At 68.2% G+C, this 19,710-nt stretch carries 16 protein-coding genes and 1 pseudogene; 8 read left to right on the forward strand and 9 right to left on the reverse strand.

Annotated features, from left to right (window positions below):
* Nucleotides 1-3: 3 nt before the first annotated feature.
* Nucleotides 4-2,916 carry a TonB-dependent siderophore receptor gene (locus CSW60_RS06780; protein ID WP_236634228.1) on the reverse strand — a complete coding sequence of 971 codons (2,913 nt, stop codon included), beginning with the start codon at nucleotides 2,914-2,916 and terminating at the stop codon, nucleotides 4-6.
* Nucleotides 2,917-3,590: 674 nt separating this feature from the next.
* On the opposite strand from CSW60_RS06780, the gene nadA reads away from it, so the two are divergent.
* From nadA to nadC, 4 genes are read left to right on the forward strand one after another with little or no spacing between them, the layout of a single operon-like run.
* A complete protein-coding gene (gene nadA, locus CSW60_RS06785) occupies nucleotides 3,591-4,691 on the forward strand; it encodes a quinolinate synthase NadA (RefSeq protein WP_201722979.1) in 1,101 nt (366 codons plus the stop codon).
* A 46-nt stretch (nucleotides 4,692-4,737) separates the two neighbouring features.
* On the forward strand, nucleotides 4,738-5,193 hold the full coding sequence (locus CSW60_RS23055; RefSeq protein ID WP_143324130.1) for a hypothetical protein: 456 nt from the start codon (nucleotides 4,738-4,740) through the stop codon (nucleotides 5,191-5,193).
* The gene (locus CSW60_RS06790; RefSeq protein ID WP_099536505.1) at nucleotides 5,190-6,737 is read left to right on the forward strand and encodes an L-aspartate oxidase; all 1,548 of its coding nucleotides are present in this window, start codon (nucleotides 5,190-5,192) and stop codon (nucleotides 6,735-6,737) included. Before CSW60_RS23055 ends, CSW60_RS06790 begins: the two co-directional genes overlap by 4 nt.
* Nucleotides 6,734-7,582 (forward strand): carboxylating nicotinate-nucleotide diphosphorylase, encoded by an 849-nt coding sequence (nadC, locus tag CSW60_RS06795; RefSeq protein ID WP_099536506.1) that lies wholly within the window; start codon nucleotides 6,734-6,736, stop codon nucleotides 7,580-7,582. Before CSW60_RS06790 ends, nadC begins: the two co-directional genes overlap by 4 nt.
* 43 nt (nucleotides 7,583-7,625) lie before the next feature.
* Here nadC and CSW60_RS06800 read toward each other — a convergent pair whose 3' ends face one another.
* From CSW60_RS06800 to CSW60_RS06810, 3 genes are all read right to left on the reverse strand, one after another.
* Entirely contained in the window at nucleotides 7,626-8,042 is a 417-nt protein-coding gene (locus tag CSW60_RS06800) for an MAPEG family protein (RefSeq protein WP_099536507.1), read from the reverse strand.
* Nucleotides 8,043-8,262: 220 nt separating this feature from the next.
* Entirely contained in the window at nucleotides 8,263-9,114 is an 852-nt protein-coding gene (locus CSW60_RS06805) for a prephenate dehydratase (protein ID WP_099536508.1), read from the reverse strand.
* Nucleotides 9,111-9,848 (reverse strand): 3-deoxy-manno-octulosonate cytidylyltransferase, encoded by a 738-nt coding sequence (locus CSW60_RS06810; protein WP_099536509.1) that lies wholly within the window; start codon nucleotides 9,846-9,848, stop codon nucleotides 9,111-9,113. The genes CSW60_RS06805 and CSW60_RS06810 overlap by 4 nt, the downstream gene beginning before the upstream one ends.
* A 157-nt stretch (nucleotides 9,849-10,005) precedes the next feature.
* Between CSW60_RS06810 and CSW60_RS06815 the strand changes: the two genes are divergently transcribed.
* Nucleotides 10,006-10,698 (forward strand): cytochrome c family protein, encoded by a 693-nt coding sequence (locus CSW60_RS06815; protein ID WP_099537582.1) that lies wholly within the window; start codon nucleotides 10,006-10,008, stop codon nucleotides 10,696-10,698.
* A gap of 126 nt (nucleotides 10,699-10,824) precedes the next feature.
* Nucleotides 10,825-11,343, forward strand: a complete 519-nt coding sequence (locus tag CSW60_RS06820) for a co-chaperone YbbN (protein WP_099536510.1) — start codon at nucleotides 10,825-10,827, stop codon at nucleotides 11,341-11,343.
* 4 nt (nucleotides 11,344-11,347) lie between these two features.
* Here the strand turns inward: CSW60_RS06820 and CSW60_RS06825 are convergent, their stop codons facing one another.
* The 3 genes from CSW60_RS06825 to CSW60_RS06835 are packed head-to-tail and all read right to left on the reverse strand — an operon-like array spanning nucleotide 11,348 to nucleotide 14,375.
* Nucleotides 11,348-12,133: an alpha/beta hydrolase gene (locus CSW60_RS06825; RefSeq protein WP_099536511.1), complete on the reverse strand. Its 786-nt coding sequence runs from the start codon at nucleotides 12,131-12,133 to the stop codon at nucleotides 11,348-11,350.
* Complete coding sequence (locus CSW60_RS06830; protein ID WP_099536512.1) at nucleotides 12,130-12,969, reverse strand: NlpC/P60 family protein; 840 nt, start codon at nucleotides 12,967-12,969, stop codon at nucleotides 12,130-12,132. The genes CSW60_RS06825 and CSW60_RS06830 overlap by 4 nt, the downstream gene beginning before the upstream one ends.
* On the reverse strand, nucleotides 12,966-14,375 hold the full coding sequence (locus CSW60_RS06835; RefSeq protein WP_099536513.1) for a M17 family metallopeptidase: 1,410 nt from the start codon (nucleotides 14,373-14,375) through the stop codon (nucleotides 12,966-12,968). The genes CSW60_RS06830 and CSW60_RS06835 overlap by 4 nt, the downstream gene beginning before the upstream one ends.
* An 87-nt stretch (nucleotides 14,376-14,462) precedes the next feature.
* Here CSW60_RS06835 and CSW60_RS06840 point away from each other — a divergent pair, with 87 nt between their 5' ends.
* The gene (locus CSW60_RS06840; protein ID WP_201722980.1) at nucleotides 14,463-15,242 is read left to right on the forward strand and encodes a tetratricopeptide repeat protein; all 780 of its coding nucleotides are present in this window, start codon (nucleotides 14,463-14,465) and stop codon (nucleotides 15,240-15,242) included.
* A 45-nt stretch (nucleotides 15,243-15,287) separates the two neighbouring features.
* Nucleotides 15,288-17,378: a glycosyl hydrolase family 5 gene (locus CSW60_RS06845; protein WP_099536515.1), complete on the forward strand. Its 2,091-nt coding sequence runs from the start codon at nucleotides 15,288-15,290 to the stop codon at nucleotides 17,376-17,378.
* Nucleotides 17,379-17,741: 363 nt separating this feature from the next.
* Here the strand turns inward: CSW60_RS06845 and CSW60_RS06855 are convergent.
* Both CSW60_RS06855 and CSW60_RS06860 read right to left on the reverse strand, forming a co-directional pair.
* Nucleotides 17,742-18,722 (reverse strand): annotated as a pseudogene (locus tag CSW60_RS06855) (type II secretion system F family protein); the annotation flags it as partial.
* A gap of 8 nt (nucleotides 18,723-18,730) precedes the next feature.
* Nucleotides 18,731-19,705, reverse strand: a complete 975-nt coding sequence (locus CSW60_RS06860) for a type II secretion system F family protein (RefSeq protein WP_099536516.1) — start codon at nucleotides 19,703-19,705, stop codon at nucleotides 18,731-18,733.
* Nucleotides 19,706-19,710: the final 5 nt, after the last annotated feature.

Here is a 19,710-nt window from a genome sequence, read left to right on the forward strand (position 1 = left end):
GTCTTAGTAGGTGAAGCGCACGCCCATCTTGAACGTCCGGCCAATGGCGCCGGCGTAGTGGAACGTGGTCAGGAAGTTCGGGTTCGACGAGTACGAACCCGCCGCCAGCGGCGACTTCTGGTCGAACACGTTGCCGATGTTGCCGTAGATCTGGACGGAGTCGTTGATCTGGGCCGTGGCGTTCATGTCGGTGTAGATGAACTTCTTGATGTGGCAGAACTTCGGAGCGATCGTCTGGTTGTTGTTGGCGTAGGTGTTGCCAGCAACGCAGTCGGTCGTGCCGTAGTCATCAGCCGCGACTTGCTTGATCTTGTTGACGAAGTAGGTCGTCGCCGAGATCGTGTAACGGCCGAACGCCAGGGTGTTCTGCCAGTTGCCGCGCCAGTCCGGCGTACCGTTGCCCGAAGACAGCTCGTACGGACCCAGGGTCCCGGCGTATTCCTGCACCTTACCATCGGCGGTGTGCAGGTTGTACTTCAGGACGTGGGTGACTTCGACGCGGCTGGTCCACTTCACGTCATCCCAGACGTTGATGTTGGCCTGAGCCGAGAAGTCGACACCCGAGGTCTGCGAGTAGTTGGCGTTCTCGAACGGCGCGTTGATGATCAAGACGCGCGGGAGAGCGTTCGGGAACAGCGGGTCCGGAACGTCGACGACGTTACAGGAGTAACCCGGCCCAACGGCGGCCACCAGGGCGCAGCCTTCGGCTTGGGTCGCGCCCTTGAAGTAGGCGGCCTTGGCCTCGGCGACCTTGGAGCCGCTGACGATCAGGTTGTTCTTCTTGACGTTGTAGTAGTCGACGGTCAGCGACAGCCAACGGGTCGGCTGCACGATCGTGCCCAGCGTGAAGCTGCGCGAGGTTTCCGGCTTCAGGTTCGGGTTACCGACCAGACCCGAGCCCAGCGAGTAGGAGTTGGCGTAGGGGTTGGTCGAACCGCCGTGGGCGGTGACGAACGAGCTCGGCGGCACGTAGGTCGCGAAACCGGCGTACTGCGAGCGCGGACCCGATTCCGCGAAGGTCGGAGCGCGGAAGCCTTCCGAGTACGTACCGCGGAAAGCCAGTTGCTTCATCGGCGTGTACTTGGCGCCGATCTTCGGCGAGAAGTGGCTGAAGCCTTCCGAGTAGTCGTCGTAACGACCCGAGACGTTGACTTCCAGGTCTTCGGTGATCGGAGCCTGAACTTCGAAGAACGCGGCCTTGACCGTGTGCTTGCCGAAGGCCGACGAGGTCGTCAGGTTGTAGGTGTCCAGACGGGCGTTCTGGTTGTTGTTTTCCAGAACTTCCTTACGGATCTGACCACCGACGGCCAGCATCATGTCACCAGCCGGCAGGGTCCACAGCTTGTGGGTGACCGAGCCGTCCAGCGACATCATCGACGAGTGCGAGTTCGTCACGACGTCCGGCGAGATCGCGTTGCGAACGGCGGCGGTGTTCTTCGACGGATCGACGAAGTTGTACGAGCCGGTGTTGATCGCGTTGATCAGGCCGTTGATGTTCAGGTAGCCGCGCTGGCGGATACGCAGGTTGTCACGGGCGCCGACGGCGTCGACCTGCCAGTTCCAGCCGTCGCCGAACTCACCCTTCAGACCGGCGGTGCCGCGGATGACTTCGTTGACGCGGTTGCTGCCGGCCGGGATGTCGCCGAACAGGTAGTAGAGACGCGCGGCGCCGTTGGCCGGATCGTTGGCGTAGGCGGCGGCGTACGGGTTGTTCGGGTTCAGCGTGCGGCCCGCCGTGGTGGTGGCGGCGCAGTTGACGCCCGTCGGGCAGATCCAGACCGGCAGGGTGATCTGCAGGGCCGAGAGGGCCGGAGCGGCGCCGAACGGCTGGGTGTTCTGGACGCCGCGCGGGGCGTTCTTGATGTCGACTTCGTTGCTCGAGTAGCTGCCCGTGATGTACGACTCGATGTTGTCGCTCAGGCGCATGCTCAGGCGGCCGTTGAAGGCGTAACGCTTTTGCAGCGGCTGGATCTGGTTGTAGGCGTCGACCAGGTTCCACTTACAGCCGGTGCCGTTCACGTTGGCGCTGACCTGCGTGAAGGTGCCGTTGGCGCAGTTCAGGTTCAGCGAGGTGTAGACCTTGGCCGGGTCCAGAACCGTGCCGGTGCCCGTGCGCGGATCGCTCAGGTCACGAACGCTGGTGCGATAGACGATCGCGTTCGGCGTCGAGACAGCCATGCTGTTGTCGGCCGAGTTGTTGTCGATGCCGCCGATCGAGGTCAGGTCGCGGTTGTTGAACGGGAAGCCGCGGCTGTGCGTCGTGACGCGGCCGTCCTTCTGGTACTCGCCGTTGATGTAGAAGTTCCAGCCGGTCTCCTGGTAGTCGCCGAAGCCCAGGGTGATGTCGGCGCGCTTGTGCTCGGCGTCGCCGCGGTCGCTCTCGCCGGCTTCCAGGCTGCCGGCGACGCCGACGAAGGTCTTCTTCAGCTTCAGGTTCACGACGCCGCCGATGGCGTCAGCGCCGTACGACGACGAGGCGCCGTCCTTCAGGACTTCGATCCGGTCGATCAGGCTGAACGGAATGGTGTTCAGGTCGACATAGGCGTTGTGGCCGTCGTCGTTGATCGGGAAGTTGGTCGAGCGCAGGCCGTCAACCAGAACCAGGGTCGAGGACACGCCCAGGCCGCGCAGCGACACGGCCGAACCGCCGGCCGAGAAGCCGCTCTGGAAGCCGGTGCCGATCGAGCCGGCGCCGTCGGCCGAGATCGAACGGATGGCGTCCGAAGCCGTGGTGATGCCCGCGCGTTGCAGGGTTTCGGTGGTCAGCACGGTGACCGGCGACGGGGTCTCGGTGTCGGTGCGGCGGAACAGCGAACCGGTGACGACGATTTCCTCGACCTGCGTCTGGTCGGAAGCCGGAGCGGTCTGCGCGACGGCTTGACCGGCGAACGCCGAAACGGCGGCGGTGCAGATCATGGAAGACGCGAGCAGGCGCCCTCTCACGGAGCTCATTCTCATTATCGGGACTCCCCTAATATAACGGTGTGCGCCGAAAAGAAGCGCACTCCGAACCCCTCTCGAGTTCGAAGTCAGGGAGCTACGAAGCCATTCCGTGTCAGGTCAACGAACATTGCTGTCACAAAATAGACTCTAAAAAGACTGTCGCATTAAAGCCACATCATTACACACATGTAACGCTGTTACTTTTATGAATTATTCTAATATCTGTAATTGACCACCAAGTTTAGATTCGAAACTATGGCTGCATATTTTTCCGGCAATCGATAAGGAATGAGCGTAATACAAAATGTACATTTAAAACTGTACGCAACGTTGCAGAAATTAAGCTTTTACGCATCTAAGCCAGTGGCGGATTTTTTCCTGCTCATTGCCGATATGTAAGATTCATATCTCAAGCCTACTGGAGGCGACGCAACCGCAGAGCCGAATAAGGCGAAAACCCGGCAAAGCCCGCCGGGGTGAAGGCAAGGCGCCTCGCGGCGCGGTTTGCATTTGGCGCTTTAAGCGCTATATGTGACGCGTCAGTTATGCTCAGTTTCAGCATAACCCCGACGTCGGAGCGACGGAAACGACGCCCGGCGTTTTTTGAGGCCCTGGAAATGCTCACTTTGAGCATAACGGAGGATCAGATGGCCGACGGGTTCGCCGCCCCCCACGCGTTCAAGGGGGAGTTCACCGCGCAGGTCGAGGCGCAGACCGCGCCGATCTGGGAGAAGGTCAAGCACCACGTCACGCCGCTGGAATGGCGGACGCAGGCGCCGCTGATCGCCGAGATCAACCGCCTCAAGCGCGAGAAAAACGCCGCGATCCTGGCCCACAACTACATGACGCCGGACATCTTCCACGGCGTGGGCGACTTCGTGGGCGACAGCCTGGCGCTGGCCAAGGAAGCCGCCAAGAGCGACGCCCAGATCATCGTCCAGGCCGGCGTGCACTTCATGGCCGAGACCAGCAAGGTCCTGTCGCCCCAGAAGAAGATCCTGATCCCCGACCTGAAGGCCGGCTGCAGCCTCGCCTCCTCGATCACCGGCGCCGACGTGCGGCTGATCAAGCAGCGCTATCCGGGCGTGCCGGTGGTCACCTACGTCAACACCACCGCCGACGTGAAGGCCGAGACCGACATCTGCTGCACCAGCGCCAACGCCGTGCAGGTGGTCGAATGGGCGGCCAAGGAGTGGGGGACCGACAAGGTCATCCTGATCCCCGACGAGTTCCTGGCCCGCAACGTCGCCCGCCAGACCGACGTCAAGATCATCGCCTGGGCCGGTCATTGCGAGGTCCACAAGCGCTTCACCGCCCAGGACATCGCCGACATGCGCGCGGCCTGGCCGGGCGCGGAAGTCCTGGCCCACCCCGAGTGCCCGGCCGAGATCCTGGAAGCCGCCGACTTCGCCGGCTCGACGGCGGCGATGAATGACTATGTGGCGGCCAAGAAGCCGGCCCAGGTCGTGCTGATCACCGAGTGCTCGATGGCCAGCAACGTCCAGGCCGAAAGCCCGGCGACCCAGTTCATCGGCCCGTGCAACATGTGCCCGCACATGAAGCGGATCACCCTGCAGAACATCTATGACTCGCTCGTCCACGAGCAGTACGAGGTGACGGTGGACGCCGACATCCTCGACCGCGCGCGCCTGGCCGTGCAGCGGATGATCGATCTGCCGCCGCCGGTCGTTCCGGCGCGGTACGACCTGGTCAAGGCGCGCCACCATGTGGACGTCGAGCTGATCTAGCGATTGAAACCCAGCCCCGCGCGCAGCTCGCCAGGTGAAAGCAAAAATGCCACTCGATCTTGAAAAGCTGGATGCCGAAAAACTGCGTAACCTCATGGCTAACGCAAGGCGCTTGGGTGACGAGACTCTGTATGCGCAAGCCTTCGCACGGCTTTGCGCTATTTTGCCGAATGGCGGGTCCGAAGACCTTCTAGATGACGTTCTTGTCCAGAAATTTTGGAAAGCGGTGCATGCCGCCGAGCAGATAAAGAGCGAGCAAAACGGAAAAACGACGCGTCTATCTCGTACTCGGCAGAAGGTCGCCAAGGACGGCGTGGTGGCGACAATGGAGTCAATGGCGCTTAAGCCGAAGCCAAGTGACGGCTTCACCATTCTTGTCGATTACAGTCTGCCACACTTAGTGTTTGAATACATCATTGCGGAACACCCTGACCGTTTTTCCGCGGAAGCCCGATCAGCTGCGCACAAGCGCCTCCGTGACTTCGGGATCTCATTGCCATGATCCAACGCATCACCTTCGACGGCCCCGTCGTCCTCGGCGCCGGTCTGGCTGGTCTCTCGGCGGCCCTCGCGGCGAAGATGGCCTTGGTCCTGTCGCCAACACCGCTGGCGACCGGCTGCTCCAGCGCCTGGGCGCAAGGCGGCATGGCCGCCGCCCTCTCCGGCGAGGACTCGCCGGAACTGCACGCCGCCGACACCATCGCCGCCGGGGCTGGCCTCTGCGATCCGAAAGCCGTCGACCTGCTGACCCGCGAGGGCCCGCAAGCCGTCCGCGACCTGGCCGCTCTTGGCGCGCCGTTCGATCGCAAGCCCGACAGCAGCTTCGTCCTCAGCCTCGAGGCGGCCCACGCCAAGGCCCGCGTCGCCCGCGTGGGCGGCGACGGGGCGGGGGCGGCGATCATGGCCGCGGTGATCGCCACGGTCCGCGCCACGCCCTCGATCGAGATCCGCGAGCACGCTCGCGCCCGTCGGCTGCTACAGGACGCCACCGGCCGTGTCGTCGGCGTGCTCGCCGAGATCGACGGGGCGCTGGTCGAGATCCGGTCCACGGCGGTGATCCTGGCGACCGGCGGCGTCGGCGGCCTCTACGCCGTGACCACTACGCCGGCCGAAGTGCGCGGCGAGGGTCTGGGACTTGCCGCCCTGGCCGGCGCGACGATCGCCGATCCGGAGTTCGTCCAGTTCCACCCGACCGCGATCGACATCGGCCGCGACCCCGCGCCCCTGGCCACCGAGGCCCTGCGCGGCGAAGGCGCGATCCTGCGCAATGCGCCCCTAAGCAAAGACGAGGACGGCCGCGCCTTCATGGCTGACTATCATCCGGCCAAGGAGCTGGCGCCGCGCGACGTCGTCGCCCGCGCCATCCACGCCGAGCGCGCGGCGGGTCGCGGCGCCTTCCTGGACGCGACGCAAGCCGTCGGCGCCCACTTCCCGCACGAGTTTCCGGCGGTGTTCGAGGCTTGCCAGAGCGCTGGCGTCGATCCGCGCCGCGAGATGATCCCGGTCGTCCCGGCCGTGCACTATCACATGGGCGGGGTCGCCACCGACCTCGACGGCCGCGCCAGCCTGCCGGGCCTCTACGCCGCCGGAGAGTGCGCCTCGACGGGCGTGCAGGGCGCCAACCGCCTGGCCTCCAACAGCCTGCTGGAAGCCGCCGTGTTCGGCGCCCGCGCCGGCCGCGCGGCGGCGGCCGAAGGCCAGCCCTATACGGGAAATTTGGCCGGCGAACCGGTCAGCCTGGAGCCCCTGCCCGACCTGCCCGAGGCCGCGCTGCAAACCCTGCGCAAGGCCATGAGCCGCGACGCCGGGGTGATCCGCGACGCCGCCGGCCTGACCCGCCTGCTGGCGCAGATCGAGGCGCTGGAGCCGGCCTACGGGCCCTGCCCCACGGTCGTGGCCGCGCGCCTGATCGTCGAGGCGGCCCTAGCCCGCCAGGAAAGCCGGGGCGGCCACTACCGCGTCGATTTCCCGGCGACCGCCGAGCCGGTCCGCACCTTCGTGACCCTGGAGAGCGCGGACGCCGCCGTCCGCTACGCCGCCGAATGAGCATCATCCCCCTGGACGACATCCTCGTCCGCCCGATCGTCGACCACGCCCTGGCCGAGGACCTGGGCCGCGCCGGCGACATCACCGGCCAGGCCTGCATCGATCCGGACGCGCGCCTGTCGGTCGTCTGGGCCAGCCGGCAGGATGGGAGGGTTTCGGGGCTTTCCTGCGCCCGCCTGTCCCTGGCCGCCCTCGACCCGACGGCGACCTTCGAGGTCGTGACGCCCGACGGCGCCGACGCCGCGCCGGGCGCGATCCTGGCCCGCGCCGAGGGGAACGCCCGCGCCGTGCTGGCCGCCGAGCGCACGGGTCTGAACCTGCTGGGACGCCTGTCGGGCATCGCCACCCTGACCCGGGCTTACGTCCGCCTGGTCGAGGGCACGGGGGCGACGATCGTCGACACCCGCAAGACCACGCCCGGCCTGCGCGCGCTGGAGAAGTACGCTGTCCGCTGCGGCGGCGGGGTCAACCACCGCTTCGGCCTGGATGACGCCATTCTGATCAAAGACAACCACGTCGCCGCCTGCGGCGGGGTCGGCGAGGCCGTCCGCCGCGCCCGCGCCCACGCCGGCCACCTGGTGAAGGTCGAGGTCGAGGTCGACGGCCTCGACCAACTGGAAGAGGCCCTGAAGCATGGGCCTGACGTGGTGATGCTGGACAATTTCAGCCTCGACGACCTGAAGACCGCGGTGCGCCTCGCCAAGGGCCGCGCGGTGCTGGAGGCCTCGGGCGGGGTGAACCTGACGACCGTGCGGGCCATCGCCGAGGCCGGCGTCGACGTGATCAGCGTCGGGGCGCTGACGCACTCGGCGCCGGTGCTGGATATCGGCCTGGACGCGGCGTGAAAAAGCGGATGCTCCCCCGCGATGCGGGGGAGAAACTTCTCGCTCAGAAAATCCGCATCAACTCCCGGATCACCATCCCCGCCAGCACGCCCGTCGAGGCGGCGAACACCAAGAAGCGGATGGCCACCAGGTTGATGCTGACCTGGACCAGGCTGTGCAGCACGCGCAGGCCGACATAGACCCAGGCCAGGCGGACGGCCATGCCGTCGGCGTGGCCCGCGACCTGGATCGCCAGAGCCGCCGCGTAGAAGATCGTCGGCTGCTCCATCAGGTGATTGTAGTTGTCGGCCGCCTGGCGCGCGGCGTCGGGCAGCTTGTCCAGCGATCCCGGAAACCGCGCGTCCTGCGGCTTGATACCGGCCTTCTGCATGGCCGGAATCCGCTGGATATACATCCAGACCCAGATCACCAAAGACCAGGCCACCAGCGCCATCACTGGCGCGATCATCGAACTCTGCATGGGCTCCCTCCCCGGGATGTTGTTATGCGAGAGGGAGAAGATCAGAGAACGCCGTTACGGGGAATGGTGACGTTTGGGGAGCTCTGGATCGACGCCCCCTCCGGCCCTTCGGGCCACCTCCCCCGTACGCTTCGCTACGAGGGAGGATGACACCCTCCTCACCCGCGAAGCGGGGGAGGTGGCGCGATGCGCAGCATCGTGACGGAGGGGGCGCTAAGCCCTAAGCCCCCCGATCCCGGAACGGATCGGCCGGATACACCCCCAGGATCTCGAACTTCTCCGAGAAGAACTTCAGCTCGTCCAGCGCCAGCGCCAGGGAGCGGTCCTCCGGCCGGCCGTCGACCTCGGCGTAGAAGAAGGTGGCCGTGAAGTTGCCGCCCTCCATGTAGCTTTCCAGCTTGGTCATGTTGACGCCGTTGGTCGCGAAGCCGCCCAGCGCCTTGTAGAGGGCGGCGGGCAGGTTGCGGACGCGGAACACGAAGCTGGTCACGCAGCGGTGGGTGAACTCCGGCGCCGGCGGATTGGCGTCGGCCGTCATCACCAGGAAGCGCGTGGTGTTGTGACGCTCGTCCTCGATGTCGCGGGCCAGGATGTCCAGGCCGTAGATCTCGGCCGCCAGGGCCGGGGCGACGGCGCCGCGCGTCGGGTCGGGCTTGGCCGCCAGGTCCTTGGCCGCGCCGGCGGTGTCGCCGGCCGCCTCGGTGGCGACGCCCAGCTTCCTGAGGCTGTTGCGGCACTGGCTGAGCGCGATCGGCATCGAGGCCACGGTCTTGATGTCGGCCAGCTTGACGCCCTTGTTGGCCATCAGCTGGAAGCGGATCGGCTTGAAGCGTTCGCCGATGATCTTCAGGCCCGAGGCCGGCAGCAGGTGATGGACGTCGGCGACCCGACCGGCGATCGAGTTCTCGATCGGGATCATGCCTAGCGCCGCGACGCCCGTCTTGATCGCCTCGAACGCCTCCTCGAACGTCTTGCACGGATAGGCCTCATAGTCCGGGAAATAGGTCCGGCACGCCTCGTGGCTGTTGGCGCCGGGCTCGCCCTGGAAGGCGATCTTCTTGAGGATGCTCATTGGGTTTCCTCGGCCTGCTTGCGGGCCGCTTCGAGGTCGGAAGGGTTGTCGACGGAGATCGGGGCGGTCTTGGCCACCGCCGCGCGGATGGTCAGGCCCAGCTCCATGGCGCGCAGCTGCTCCAGTTTCTCGCGCTTTTCCAAGGCTGAGGGCGCGGCGGCGTTGAAGGCCTCCAGCGCCTCGCGGCGATAGCCGTAGATGCCGATATGGCGCCAGACGGGGCCGTCGCCATAGAGCGTCGAGCGGGTGAAATAGAGCGCGCGGCCGCTTTGGCCGTCCTCCTCCATGGTCAGCACGGCCTTGACGACGTCTGGGTTCGACCGGTCGGCGGGCGAGGCTTCGGGCGCCACGACGGTGGCGATATCGGCGTCGCCAAACTCCTTAAGTATTCGCGCGCAATCGGACAGGACGGCCGGATCGACGAACGGCATGTCGCCCTGCAGATTGATCACCACGTCGTGCGAGAACCCCGGATCGAGTTCGGCCAGCGCCGCCAGAATCCGGTCCGAGCCGGACGGCAGGTCTGGATCGGTCAGAACCGCCGTCCCGCCAGCCTTTTGAACCGCCTCGACGATTTCGGGATCGCCCGCCGCCACGGCCACGGGACCAATCGCCGCATCGCGGGCCTGGTTCAGCACCCGGACGATCATCGGCAGCCCGCCGATATCGGCCAGAGGCTTGCCCGGAAGACGGGTCGCCGCCATCCGCGCGGGGATCAGGACGATAGGGTTCATGGCGTCAAATCTTTGCTGCCCGGTTGCGCGAGGGGCGGTAGCGTGTAAGAGACGCGAGCGCAACATGACGCGCGTCGGGGACTCGCTTGCGGCCTCTCGCGCGTCGGGGAATCCGAGCCCGCCCTTGGCGGGCTGGCAAGAGGCTGACAAGGCTGAGATGAGCGACCTGACGTTCAACAAGATCGCTGGCGGCGTGCTGCTGACCGGCCTCGTTATTTTCGGTCTGCGGGAAGCGTCGGACATCGTCTTCAAGAGGACTGAAGTCGAGAAGGCCGGCTACGAGATCGCGGTCCAGGAAGAAGGCGCCGGCGGCGCCGCGGCGGCCGAAGACACCCCGCCCGATTGGAACGCCGTGCTGACGCCGGCCAACGTGGCCGCGGGCCAGGCCGTCTCGGCCAAGTGCGCCGCCTGCCACAAGCTGGACGCGTCGAACGCCAACGCCACCGGCCCCGGCCTGTGGGACGTGGTGGGCCGCAAGCCGGCCGCGCACCCGGGCTTCAACTATTCGGGCGCGATGAAGGACTTCGCCGGCAAGACGCCGGTGTGGGACTACGACGCCCTGTACACCTTCCTGAAGGCCCCGGGTAAGGACGTCCCCGGCACCAACATGACCTTCGTGGGTCTGAAGAAGCCGGAAGACCGCATCGCGGTCATCGCCTACCTGCACAGCCTGGGTTCGAAGCTGCCGGTTCCGCCGCCGCGTCCGGCGGCCGCCGCCGCAGCTCCGGCGGCTGGCGCGGCTCCGGCCGACGGCGCCGCCGCCCCGGCCGCGGGCGCTGCTCCGGCTCCCGCCGCTGGCGCCGCCCCGGCCGCTCCGGCCGCCGCTGCTCCGGCCGCGCCCAAGGCCTGATCGCTTCGCGATCAACAGGTCGCGCGATCACTGAATCTGAAAGGGCCGCGAAGTTTTCTTCGCGGCCCTTTTTCTATGGCCCAGCTAGGGATTGCAGACCGTTGGTCTGTCAGAAAGTCCCACCCGATGCAGCTTCGCGCCCTGGCCGTCGCCAGCCTGATCGCCCTGTCAGCCGTCCCGAGCCTGGCGCTCGCCTCGACCAAGGCGCCGACCCCGGCCCTCAAATCGATCGCCGACCTGCCGACGCCCCTGCCCTATCCCTACAATGAGCAGGCCGACGCCGAGGCCGACCTGGCCGCCGCGATCAAGGCGGCCAAGAAGCACAAGAAGCTCGTCCTGATCGATCTGGGCGGCAACTGGTGCGGCGACTGCCGGGTCTTCGCCGGGATCATCGAACAGCCCGACATCAAGCCGTGGGTCGACAAGAACTTCGAGGTCGTGGCGATCAATGTCGGCCGCTACGACAAGAACATGCAGATTCCGGCCCGCTACGGCGTCGACAAGCTGAAGGGCGTGCCGAGCTTCCTGGTCGTCGACACCAAGGGCAAGCTGGTCAATGACGGCTCGTTCTTCGCCCTGACCGACGCTCGCCACATGACGCCGCAGTCGATCGTCGACTGGCTGGCGCAGTGGCCGGCGAAATAGGCGGCTAGAGCCCCGCCTTCCGCGCCATCCAGTCGGCGGCGAGCCCAGGCCAGGCGGCCTGGGTCCCGTCCAACTGGCGCAGACTAAAGCCGTGCGGCGCGGTTCCGAACACGTGGGCGTCCAGGTCGAGCCCCGCGTCGCGGGCGGTCAGGATCAGGTTCATCGCATGCTCGACCGGCACGGCCTGGTCCGTCAGGGCGTAGGCCAGGAAGGTCGGGCAGCGCGGCAGGCCGTGAGGCTCGCCTGAAATCCCGATCGGCCAGGCGTCGTAGAAGGCCTGCTTCTGGGGCGGCGGATAGTCAGGCTTGCCGGCGGGCGCCTTGTAGGCCCGGTGATTGGCGTTGATCGGCGCATAGGCGATCAGCACGCCGGCCAGATCCACGTCCGGCTGGCAGGCCAGGACGCCCGCCAGGTGGCCGCCCGACGACAAGCCCAACACGAACCGCGGCAGGTCGCGCGGGATCGCCGCCAGGGCCGCCAGGCCGTCGGTCAGGGCGATGTCGAACGGCCAGACGCCCTCTTCGCTGGGCGCGCCGGGCAGCCGGTGGGCCAGCACATAGGCGTCGTAGCCCAGGCCGTTCAGCCAGGCGGCGATCTCGCTCCCCTCGCTGTCGATCATCAGCCGCAGATAGCCGCCGCCGGGGCAGACCAGCACCCGCCCCTTGGGCGCGGCGACGCGATAGGCCCACAGCTCGCCGCGCGAGACCGTCTCGATCACGCGGTCGGGCGCCGAGCCCTCCAGGACATTGGCGGGGCCGGGGCTCAGCGCGAGAACTTCGGGTTGGCTCATGCGGCGCGTCTATAGCCCAGCGGCGCGCCGACGCCAGCGGCTTCGATCCGGGCGATCGCCTCGGCCAGCGGCTCGATCGCCACGGCCATGTGGTGGGCGTTGGCGTGCAGGATGGTGTCCGGATCGAGCAGGATCGCCACGTGCCCCTTCCAGAACACGAGATCGCCGCGCCGGCGGTCGCCCTCGGCGATCTCCGGGAAGAAGCCGCGCTGCAGGTCGGTGTCGCGCGGACAGGCGCGACCGCAGGCGTAGAGCGCCTGCTGGATCAGGCCCGAGCAGTCCAGGCCCAGGCTCTCGCGGCCGCCCCACTGGTAGGGCGCGCCCAGGAACCGCTCGGCCACGGCGACATAGTCGGTCTCGAAGCGGCCGATCGGGGCCAGGTGATGCTCGACGAACCAGCCGGTTCGCGCGCCCTTCACGAAGCGCCCCTCCCGCGCCTGGACCGTGACCAGGGCGTTCAGGCTGTAGAGGCCGACGATGGCCGACTTGATGTCCGGCTCGGCGAAGGCGTAGGTCCGCAGGGCCGAGACGCGATGCTCGGGCGTCAGCACCGGCGCCGACAGCGCCTCGATCGGCACATAGCCGACATAGCGGTCGCGGCGGGCCTGGCCGAAGGCGAACTCGCCGGTCTCGAACAACACGTCGAAGGCTTCGCCGAACAGCAGTTGGTCTTCCTGCTCGGCGTCGGCCGAGGGCGCCTTGCGCAGGCCGGCGACCGGGGCGCTGACCTGCATCGGCGTGACGTCGGCGAAGCGGTCGGCCGCGACCAGGCCTTCCAGGCGGCGGTCAGCAAGGCCGTCGCGCAGCAGCGTCAGGCGGCGATCACCGGAGCTCATCGGGCGAACCGCGCGCGCAGCATGGCGAAGGCGGCGCGGATGGCCTGGACCTCGGCCCCGACCGGATAGCCGGGCCGGCTCTTGGGGTTCCAGGCGAAGACGTCGAAGTGCGCCCACGGCCCGACCTCCTCCCCTGACGGCGCGAACCGCTGCAGGAACAGGGCGGCCGTGGTGGCGCCCGCCTGGGCCCAGCCGTCGGGGTCGTTCTTCAGGTCGGCGATGTCGCTGTCGAGGGCGTCGCGATAGGCCTCGGTCAGCGGCAGGCGCCACAGCGGATCGGCGACCGCCTTCGAGGCCGCCTCGATCTGGCCGGCCAGCTTGTCGTCGGGGGTCCAGAACGGGATCACGAACGGGCCCATGGCGATCCGCGCCGCGCCGGTCAGGGTGGCGAAGTCCAGAGTCAGGGCGGGCTTCAGCTCGGCGGCGCGGGTCAGGGCGTCGGCCAGGATCAAGCGGCCTTCGGCGTCGGTGTTGCCAACCTCGACCGAGAGCCCCGCGCGGGTGGCCAGCACGTCGCCCGGCCGCATGGCGTCGCCGGCGATGGCGTTCTCCACGACCGGGGTGAGGATGACGAGGCGCACCGGCAGATTGGCTTCCATGACCATTCGGCCCAGCGCCAGGGCGTGGGCGGCGCCGCCCATGTCCTTCTTCATCAGCCGCATGCCGGCCGAGGGCTTGATGTCGAGGCCGCCGGTGTCGAACACCACGCCCTTACCCACCAGCGCCAGGACCGGGTGCGAGGCGTCGCCCCAGGTCACCTCGATCATGCGCGGCGCGCGCGAGGCCACGGCGGCGCGGCCCACCGCGTGGACGGCCGGGTAGTTCTCCTTCAGGAGATCATCGCCCCGCACGACCGACAGGGTCGCGCCGTACTTCTGGGCGATCTCGCCGGCGATGGTCTCGATCTGCAGCGGCCCCATGTCGTTGGCCGGGGTGTTGACCATGTCGCGGGCCAGGGCGCAGGCGTGGGCCATGGCGGTGACGGCGGCGGCGTCGACGCCCTTGGGCGCGACGAGGCGGGCGATCGGCTCGCCGTGCTTCTTGTAGCGGTCGAAGCGATAGGTCCCGAGCGCGAAGGCCAGGGCCGCCTGTTCGGCGTCCAGGCCCTTGGGCAGCTTGGAGAGGGCGTAGTCCCCGGCGGGCAGCTTGCCGGCCAGGGTGCGCAGCAGCGACGGATCGACGCGGCCGCTTCCCAGACCGAGCAGCACCTGCTCGACCGCGCCGCTGGCGCCGGGGACGGCCAGGACCTGACCCAGCTTGCCGGTGAACTTGTTGGCGGCCGCGAACGTCCGCACCGGGCCGCGTTTGCGGGCCAGGAAGGCCTCGACCTCGCCCTCCGCCAGCGGATGGACCGGGATGGTTCCAGCTTCGGCCTGGGTGAGGATCGGATGCGTCGCGTCGGACATCGGCGGCCTCTTCGAAAATTATGCTTAACGCTTCCTTTAAGGGCCTGGCCGATCATGGCCGGGCTCTTTTCCGGAGACGCCTCCTTCATGTGTCGCAAGCGCGCGCGCCTCGCAACCGTTCTCGCCCCCGCCGCCCTGGCGCTGGCGAGCCTTTGCGCGAGCGGCGCGGCCCTGGCGGCCGACGCCCAACAGCGCGCGGAGGCCGGCCGGCTGGATCCGCTGGCGCGCGCGGCGTTCTGGGGCGCGGAGCTCCAGGCCAACGCGGCCGACGCCGAGGCGGGCGCGGGCCTGGCCCAGGCGCTGCGAGGCCTTGGCCGCAATGACGAAGCCGCCGAGGTCGCGGCCAAGGCGCTGGTCGCCCGTCCGGACGACGTCCCCCTTCTGCTGGAGCTGGCCCGCGCCCACATCGCCCGCGGCCAGGGCTTCTACGCCATCGAACCGGCCCGCAAGGCCGCCAGCCTGTCGCCCCGGGACTGGCGTCCGCTGACCCTGCTGGCCGTGGCCTATGAGCAGGCGCAGCGCGACGACGAGGCCGAGGCCGCCCACCGCCAGGCCCTGGCGCTGGCGCCGAACGAGGCCGCGCCGCTGACCAACTACGCGATGCACCTGGCCGCGCGCGGGGATCTCGTCGGCGCCGAGGCCCAGTTGCGCCGCGCCGTCGCCCTGCCCTCGGCCGGGATCCAGGCCCGCCAGAACCTGGCTTTGGTCGTCGGCCTGCAAGGCCGCCTGCCCGAAGCCGAGAAGCTGGCCCGCGCCGATCTCCCGCCCGAGCAAGTCGCCAACAACCTGGCCTATCTGCGCGCCGCGCTGGGCCAGGCGGGGAGCGGCCGGACGTGGGACTCGCTGAAGAGCGGCGGCGGGCAGTAGGGCGCGCCCCAAAATCCGCCGCAAAGCTGAGGCGTAAGCCGCCCCGTGATCGCCTTCCTCGCCCTCCTCGCCGCCGCGCCAGTTGCGGATCGGATTGTCGTCGACCTGTCGGCCGGCAAGCCCGCCAACACCTTCCGACCTGACGAGGCGTTCGGCGGCGGGCTGGACGGGACCGGGCGGGGCGAGGTCGCGACGACCTACACGCCCCACAACGTCGCGGCGATGCGGCAAGCCGGCCTCAAGAAGATCAGCTATCGCCTGCGCACCGAGCTGGGCGGCCAGGCCTGGCACTGGAATCCCGAGGGCCGCTGGAGCGATCCCGCCCACGCCCAGGGCTACTGGACCTCGGACGACAAGCCGGGCGCGCCGATCCTGCTGTCCCACGGCTACGACCTGCCGCGCCGGGGCATGACCAACGACAACGCCAATAACAATGGCTATTCGCGCCTGGACGACGGCGACGACGCGACCTTCTGGAAGTCGAATCCCTATCTCGACAGCCGCTACACCCACGCGCCCGCGCGGCCGCAATGGCTGGCGGCGCGGCTGGACGCGGCCGAAGAGATCGACACGGCGCGCCTGGTCTGGGCCACGCCCTACGCCATCGACTACCAGGTGCAATACTGGACCGGCGCCGACGACTGGGACCCCGACGGTCGCTGGGTGACCTTCCCGCACGGCGACATCCGAGGCGCGAGCGGCGGGGTCGCCCTGCTGCGCCTGGCCGATGCGCCCATCCGCACGCAGATGGTCCGGGTGGTGATGAGCCGCGGCTCGAACACCGCGCCCGAGGGCTCGACCGACGTCCGCGACCGCCTGGGCTACGCCGTGGCCGAGGTCGGGTTCGGGCGGATGGAGGACGGGCGTTTCGTCGACCTCGTCCGCAAGGGTCGCTCGCGCGAAACCCAGACGATGATGCGGGTGTCCTCGACCGATCCCTGGCACCGCGCCGTCGACCTGAACCGCGACCTGGAACAGCCGGGCCTGGACCTGGTGGTTCGCAGCGGCCTGACGAACGGCCTGCCGATGATGCTGCCGGTCGGCGCCCTCTACGACACGCCCGAGAACGCCGCGGCCCTGATCCGATGGTACAAGCGGCGCGGCTATCCCCTGAAGGAGGTCGAGATCGGCGAGGAGGCCGACGGCCAATACAATTCGCCCGAGGACTACGCCGCGCTCTACGTCCAGGTCGCGAGGGCCGTCCACGCCGTCGATCCGCATCTCGTCACCGGCGGGCCAAGCCTGCAGGCCGCCCCCGCCGACATGTGGGCCTCGGCCGCCGGCGAGGATCGCTCCTGGACCCGCCGCTTCCTGCGCGCGCTCGACGACCAGGGCCGAATAGCCGACCTCGGCTTCTTCTCGTTCGAGCGCTATCCGTTCGACGACGTCTGCGGCCGGATCGACGAGAAGCTGCTGGACCACGACGCCATGCTGGACCGGGACCTGGCCCGGCTGCGCGCCGATGGCGTCCCGGCCGACATGCCGCTGGTGATCAGCGAGTACGGCTTCTCGGCCTATTCGGGGCGGGTGATGTCGGAAATCCCGGCCGCCCTGCTGAACGCCGACATCGTCGGACGCTTCCTGACCAAGGGCGGCAAGCAGGCCTTCCTGTTCGGCTACACGCCCAACCAGCCGATCAACCAGCACCAGGCCTGCGCCGGCTATGGCAACATGATGACCTGGCAGACCGACGAGAACGGCCAGGCCAAGTGGCCCAGCCCGACTTTCCAGGCCGCCCGCCTGCTCACCAGCGCCTGGAGCCAGCCCGGGAACGGCCTGCACCAGGTCTGGCCCGCCGCCTCGACCGTGCGCGACGACAAGGGCCGCGCGCCGGTCGCCGCCTACGCCGTCAAGCGGCCGGACGGCCAGTGGGCGCTGATGCTGGTCAACCGCGACGCCCAGGCGGCTCACGCCGCCAGCCTGGCGTTCCGCGACGCGAACGGCAAGGAACGACGTCTGGCGGGCCAGGTCGATGTCTGGCGCTACGACAGGACGCGCTACGCCTGGAAGGACGACGGCGAGAACAGCCGACCCTCGCTGACCCTTCCGGCGCTGAAGACGCGCCAGGACGGCCGCCGCGACGTGATCCTGCCGCCGTGGTCGCTGACCGTGGTTCGCGGTCGCCTGGCGCCTTAGGCCCCCTGCGGCAAAAGGCTCGGCTTGTTCAATCCCGGATTAGTGTAGTAAGCGCCCGCTCGTCCGGGGACCTCGATGCGAAAACTGCTCACCTTCATCGCGCTGCTCCTGGCGGCGCCGCCCGTGCTGTATGCGGCCTTCATCGTCAGCACGGTTCTGGATCGCGGCTACCACTGGGGCGTGATGGACTGGAACAGCGACGGCCGCACCGAGCTGCACGAGGTGATCACCGCGACCGACGTGATCCCGCACGAGACCGTCCAGAACGGCCAGCGCTGCACCGGCTATTTCCACTACCGCAAGGCCACCATGCTGCGGACCGACTGCAAGGTCGCCGTCTAACGCCCCGTCGTCAGTGCTGGCGAAGACGTCCTGCACCTTGATGATCGCCGGACCCAGGATGACGATGAACAGCACCGGCAGGAAGAACAGGATCATCGGCACGGTCAGCTTGGCCGGCAGGGCCGTGGCCTTCTTCTCGGCCGCCGACAGGCGCAGCTCGCGGTTCTCCTTGGCCATCACCCGTAGCGCCGCGCCCAGCGGCGTGCCGTAGCGCTCGGCCTGGATCATGGCCGTCGCGACCGACTTGACGCCGGGATGGTTGGTGCGACGGGCCAGATTCTCGTACGCTTGGCGGCGCTCGGGCAGGTAGGACAGTTCGGCGGTCAGCAGGCTGAGCTCCTCGGCCAGCTCCATCGACTGGGCGCCGACCTCCGAGCCGACCTTCTGGATCGCGGCCTCGACCGACATGCCGCTCTCGACGCAGATCAGCAAAAGGTCCAGGGCGTCGGGAAAGGCCGCGACGATCGACTCCCGACGCTTCTGGGCGATGTTGGTGATGTAGACGTTGGGCGCGTAGTAGCCGAACGCCAGGGCCGCGACGCAGGCGCAAAGCTTCTGGATCGGCAGCAGGTCGAAGTCGTTGACGCCGTACAGATAGGCCGCCACCACCGCGGCGAACACGAACGGCGCCACGAAGCGGAAGAAGTAGAAGGTCGTAACCGGCCGGGGACCGCGGAAGCCGGCCTGGGCCAGCTTGTCGACGACCTTGGGATCCTCCAGCAGGCGCGACAGCTGCAGGCGCTCGACGACCTTCTTGTAGAGGCCCTCGTCCTGGTGGCGCAGAGCGCTGGTCACGCCTCCAGCGCCAGGGCGCTGGGCCAGAGCCTCCCGCGAGCGCCGACGCAGCTCCTCGCGGCGGTTGGCCACCGACTTCAACCGCCCCTCCAGCCCGTTGTCGCGCATCAGCGGCGAGGCCAGGGTGATGATGGTGGCGAACACCACCACGGCGATGAACGCGGTCAGGAGGTTGGAGGGATCGGTCAGGGTCTCGACGAGCGTCATGTCCCCCCTCAGAACTTGAAGTTGATCATCTTGCGCATAACGAAGACGCCGATGCTCATCCAGATCGCCGCCGCCAGCAGCATCAGGTGGCCGCGCGGGTCGACGAACATGGGCTGCATGTAGGCCGGCGAGGTCACGCTGATCAGCACCACCACCCCCGGCGGCAGGGCGCCGATGATCATGGCCGAGGCGATGGCCTCGGCCGACAGCGCCTTGATCTTCTCCTTCATCATCTTGCGCGCGCGCAGCACGGCCGAGAGGTTGCCCAGGGCCTCGGCCAGGTTGCCGCCGGTCTTCTGCTGGATGGACAGCACGATGGCGAAGAAGCGCAGTTCGTTGGTCGGCATGCGCTCGTGCATCTTCTCCAGCGCGGCGTCCATGGGCACGCCCATGGCGACGTTCTCGGTCAGCATGCGAAACTCGCCGGCGAGAGGCTCGGGACTCTCCTGGCCGATAATGCGCAGACAGTCGTGCAGCGGCAGGCCCGACTTGATCCCGCGCACGATGATGTCGATGGCGTCCGAGAAGGCCTCGGTGAACTTGCGGATGCGCCCTTGGGCCAGGACGGCCAGAACCCAGCGCGGCAGGCCCAGGCCCGCCGCGAAGCCCGCGCCCAGCGCGATCCACAGGCTCTGCCCCAGGGCCAGGACGATCAGGATGACGCCGCCGGCGAGCCCCAGGCTGACCAGCCAGAACAGGCGCACGTTCGCCCCCAGCCCCGCCGCCTGCATCCGCGCGGCGATGCTGAGCGTCGCCTTCTTCTGCTTGCGCTCCTGCTCCTTCAGCGCCTTCAGGATGGTCTGGCGCCGCACGTCGGTCGGATTCGGAGCGGCCTTGCCGCGCGCCGTCCGCTCCACGCCGCCGGCCCCGATCGTCTGGGCGCGCTTGGAGGCCTTGGCCGCCTGGCTGTCGCCGCCCACGAACGCGAAGCCCAGGCCCGCGATGGTGATGAAGCCCAGGACCCCGGCGAGGATGAACAGCATCGCCG

The organism is Caulobacter sp. X, from assembly GCF_002742635.1.
Classification (GTDB): Bacteria; Pseudomonadota; Alphaproteobacteria; order Caulobacterales; family Caulobacteraceae; genus Caulobacter.

Excerpts from the sequence above, each read along its gene's own strand:
- CSW60_RS06780 (WP_236634228.1), bottom strand. The coding sequence starts at position 2,916 with ATGATCTGCACCGCCGCCGTTTCGGCGTTCGCCGGTCAAGCCGTCGCG.
- nadA (WP_201722979.1), top strand. The coding sequence starts at position 3,591 with ATGGCCGACGGGTTCGCCGCCCCCCACGCGTTCAAGGGGGAGTTCACC.
- CSW60_RS23055 (WP_143324130.1), top strand. The coding sequence starts at position 4,738 with ATGCCACTCGATCTTGAAAAGCTGGATGCCGAAAAACTGCGTAACCTC.
- CSW60_RS06790 (WP_099536505.1), top strand. The coding sequence starts at position 5,190 with ATGATCCAACGCATCACCTTCGACGGCCCCGTCGTCCTCGGCGCCGGT.
- nadC (WP_099536506.1), top strand. The coding sequence starts at position 6,734 with ATGAGCATCATCCCCCTGGACGACATCCTCGTCCGCCCGATCGTCGAC.
- CSW60_RS06800 (WP_099536507.1), bottom strand. The coding sequence starts at position 8,042 with ATGCAGAGTTCGATGATCGCGCCAGTGATGGCGCTGGTGGCCTGGTCT.
- CSW60_RS06805 (WP_099536508.1), bottom strand. The coding sequence starts at position 9,114 with ATGAGCATCCTCAAGAAGATCGCCTTCCAGGGCGAGCCCGGCGCCAAC.
- CSW60_RS06810 (WP_099536509.1), bottom strand. The coding sequence starts at position 9,848 with ATGAACCCTATCGTCCTGATCCCCGCGCGGATGGCGGCGACCCGTCTT.
- CSW60_RS06815 (WP_099537582.1), top strand. The coding sequence starts at position 10,006 with ATGAGCGACCTGACGTTCAACAAGATCGCTGGCGGCGTGCTGCTGACC.
- CSW60_RS06820 (WP_099536510.1), top strand. The coding sequence starts at position 10,825 with ATGCAGCTTCGCGCCCTGGCCGTCGCCAGCCTGATCGCCCTGTCAGCC.
- CSW60_RS06825 (WP_099536511.1), bottom strand. The coding sequence starts at position 12,133 with ATGAGCCAACCCGAAGTTCTCGCGCTGAGCCCCGGCCCCGCCAATGTC.
- CSW60_RS06830 (WP_099536512.1), bottom strand. The coding sequence starts at position 12,969 with ATGAGCTCCGGTGATCGCCGCCTGACGCTGCTGCGCGACGGCCTTGCT.
- CSW60_RS06835 (WP_099536513.1), bottom strand. The coding sequence starts at position 14,375 with ATGTCCGACGCGACGCATCCGATCCTCACCCAGGCCGAAGCTGGAACC.
- CSW60_RS06840 (WP_201722980.1), top strand. The coding sequence starts at position 14,463 with ATGTGTCGCAAGCGCGCGCGCCTCGCAACCGTTCTCGCCCCCGCCGCC.
- CSW60_RS06860 (WP_099536516.1), bottom strand. The coding sequence starts at position 19,705 with ATGCTGTTCATCCTCGCCGGGGTCCTGGGCTTCATCACCATCGCGGGC.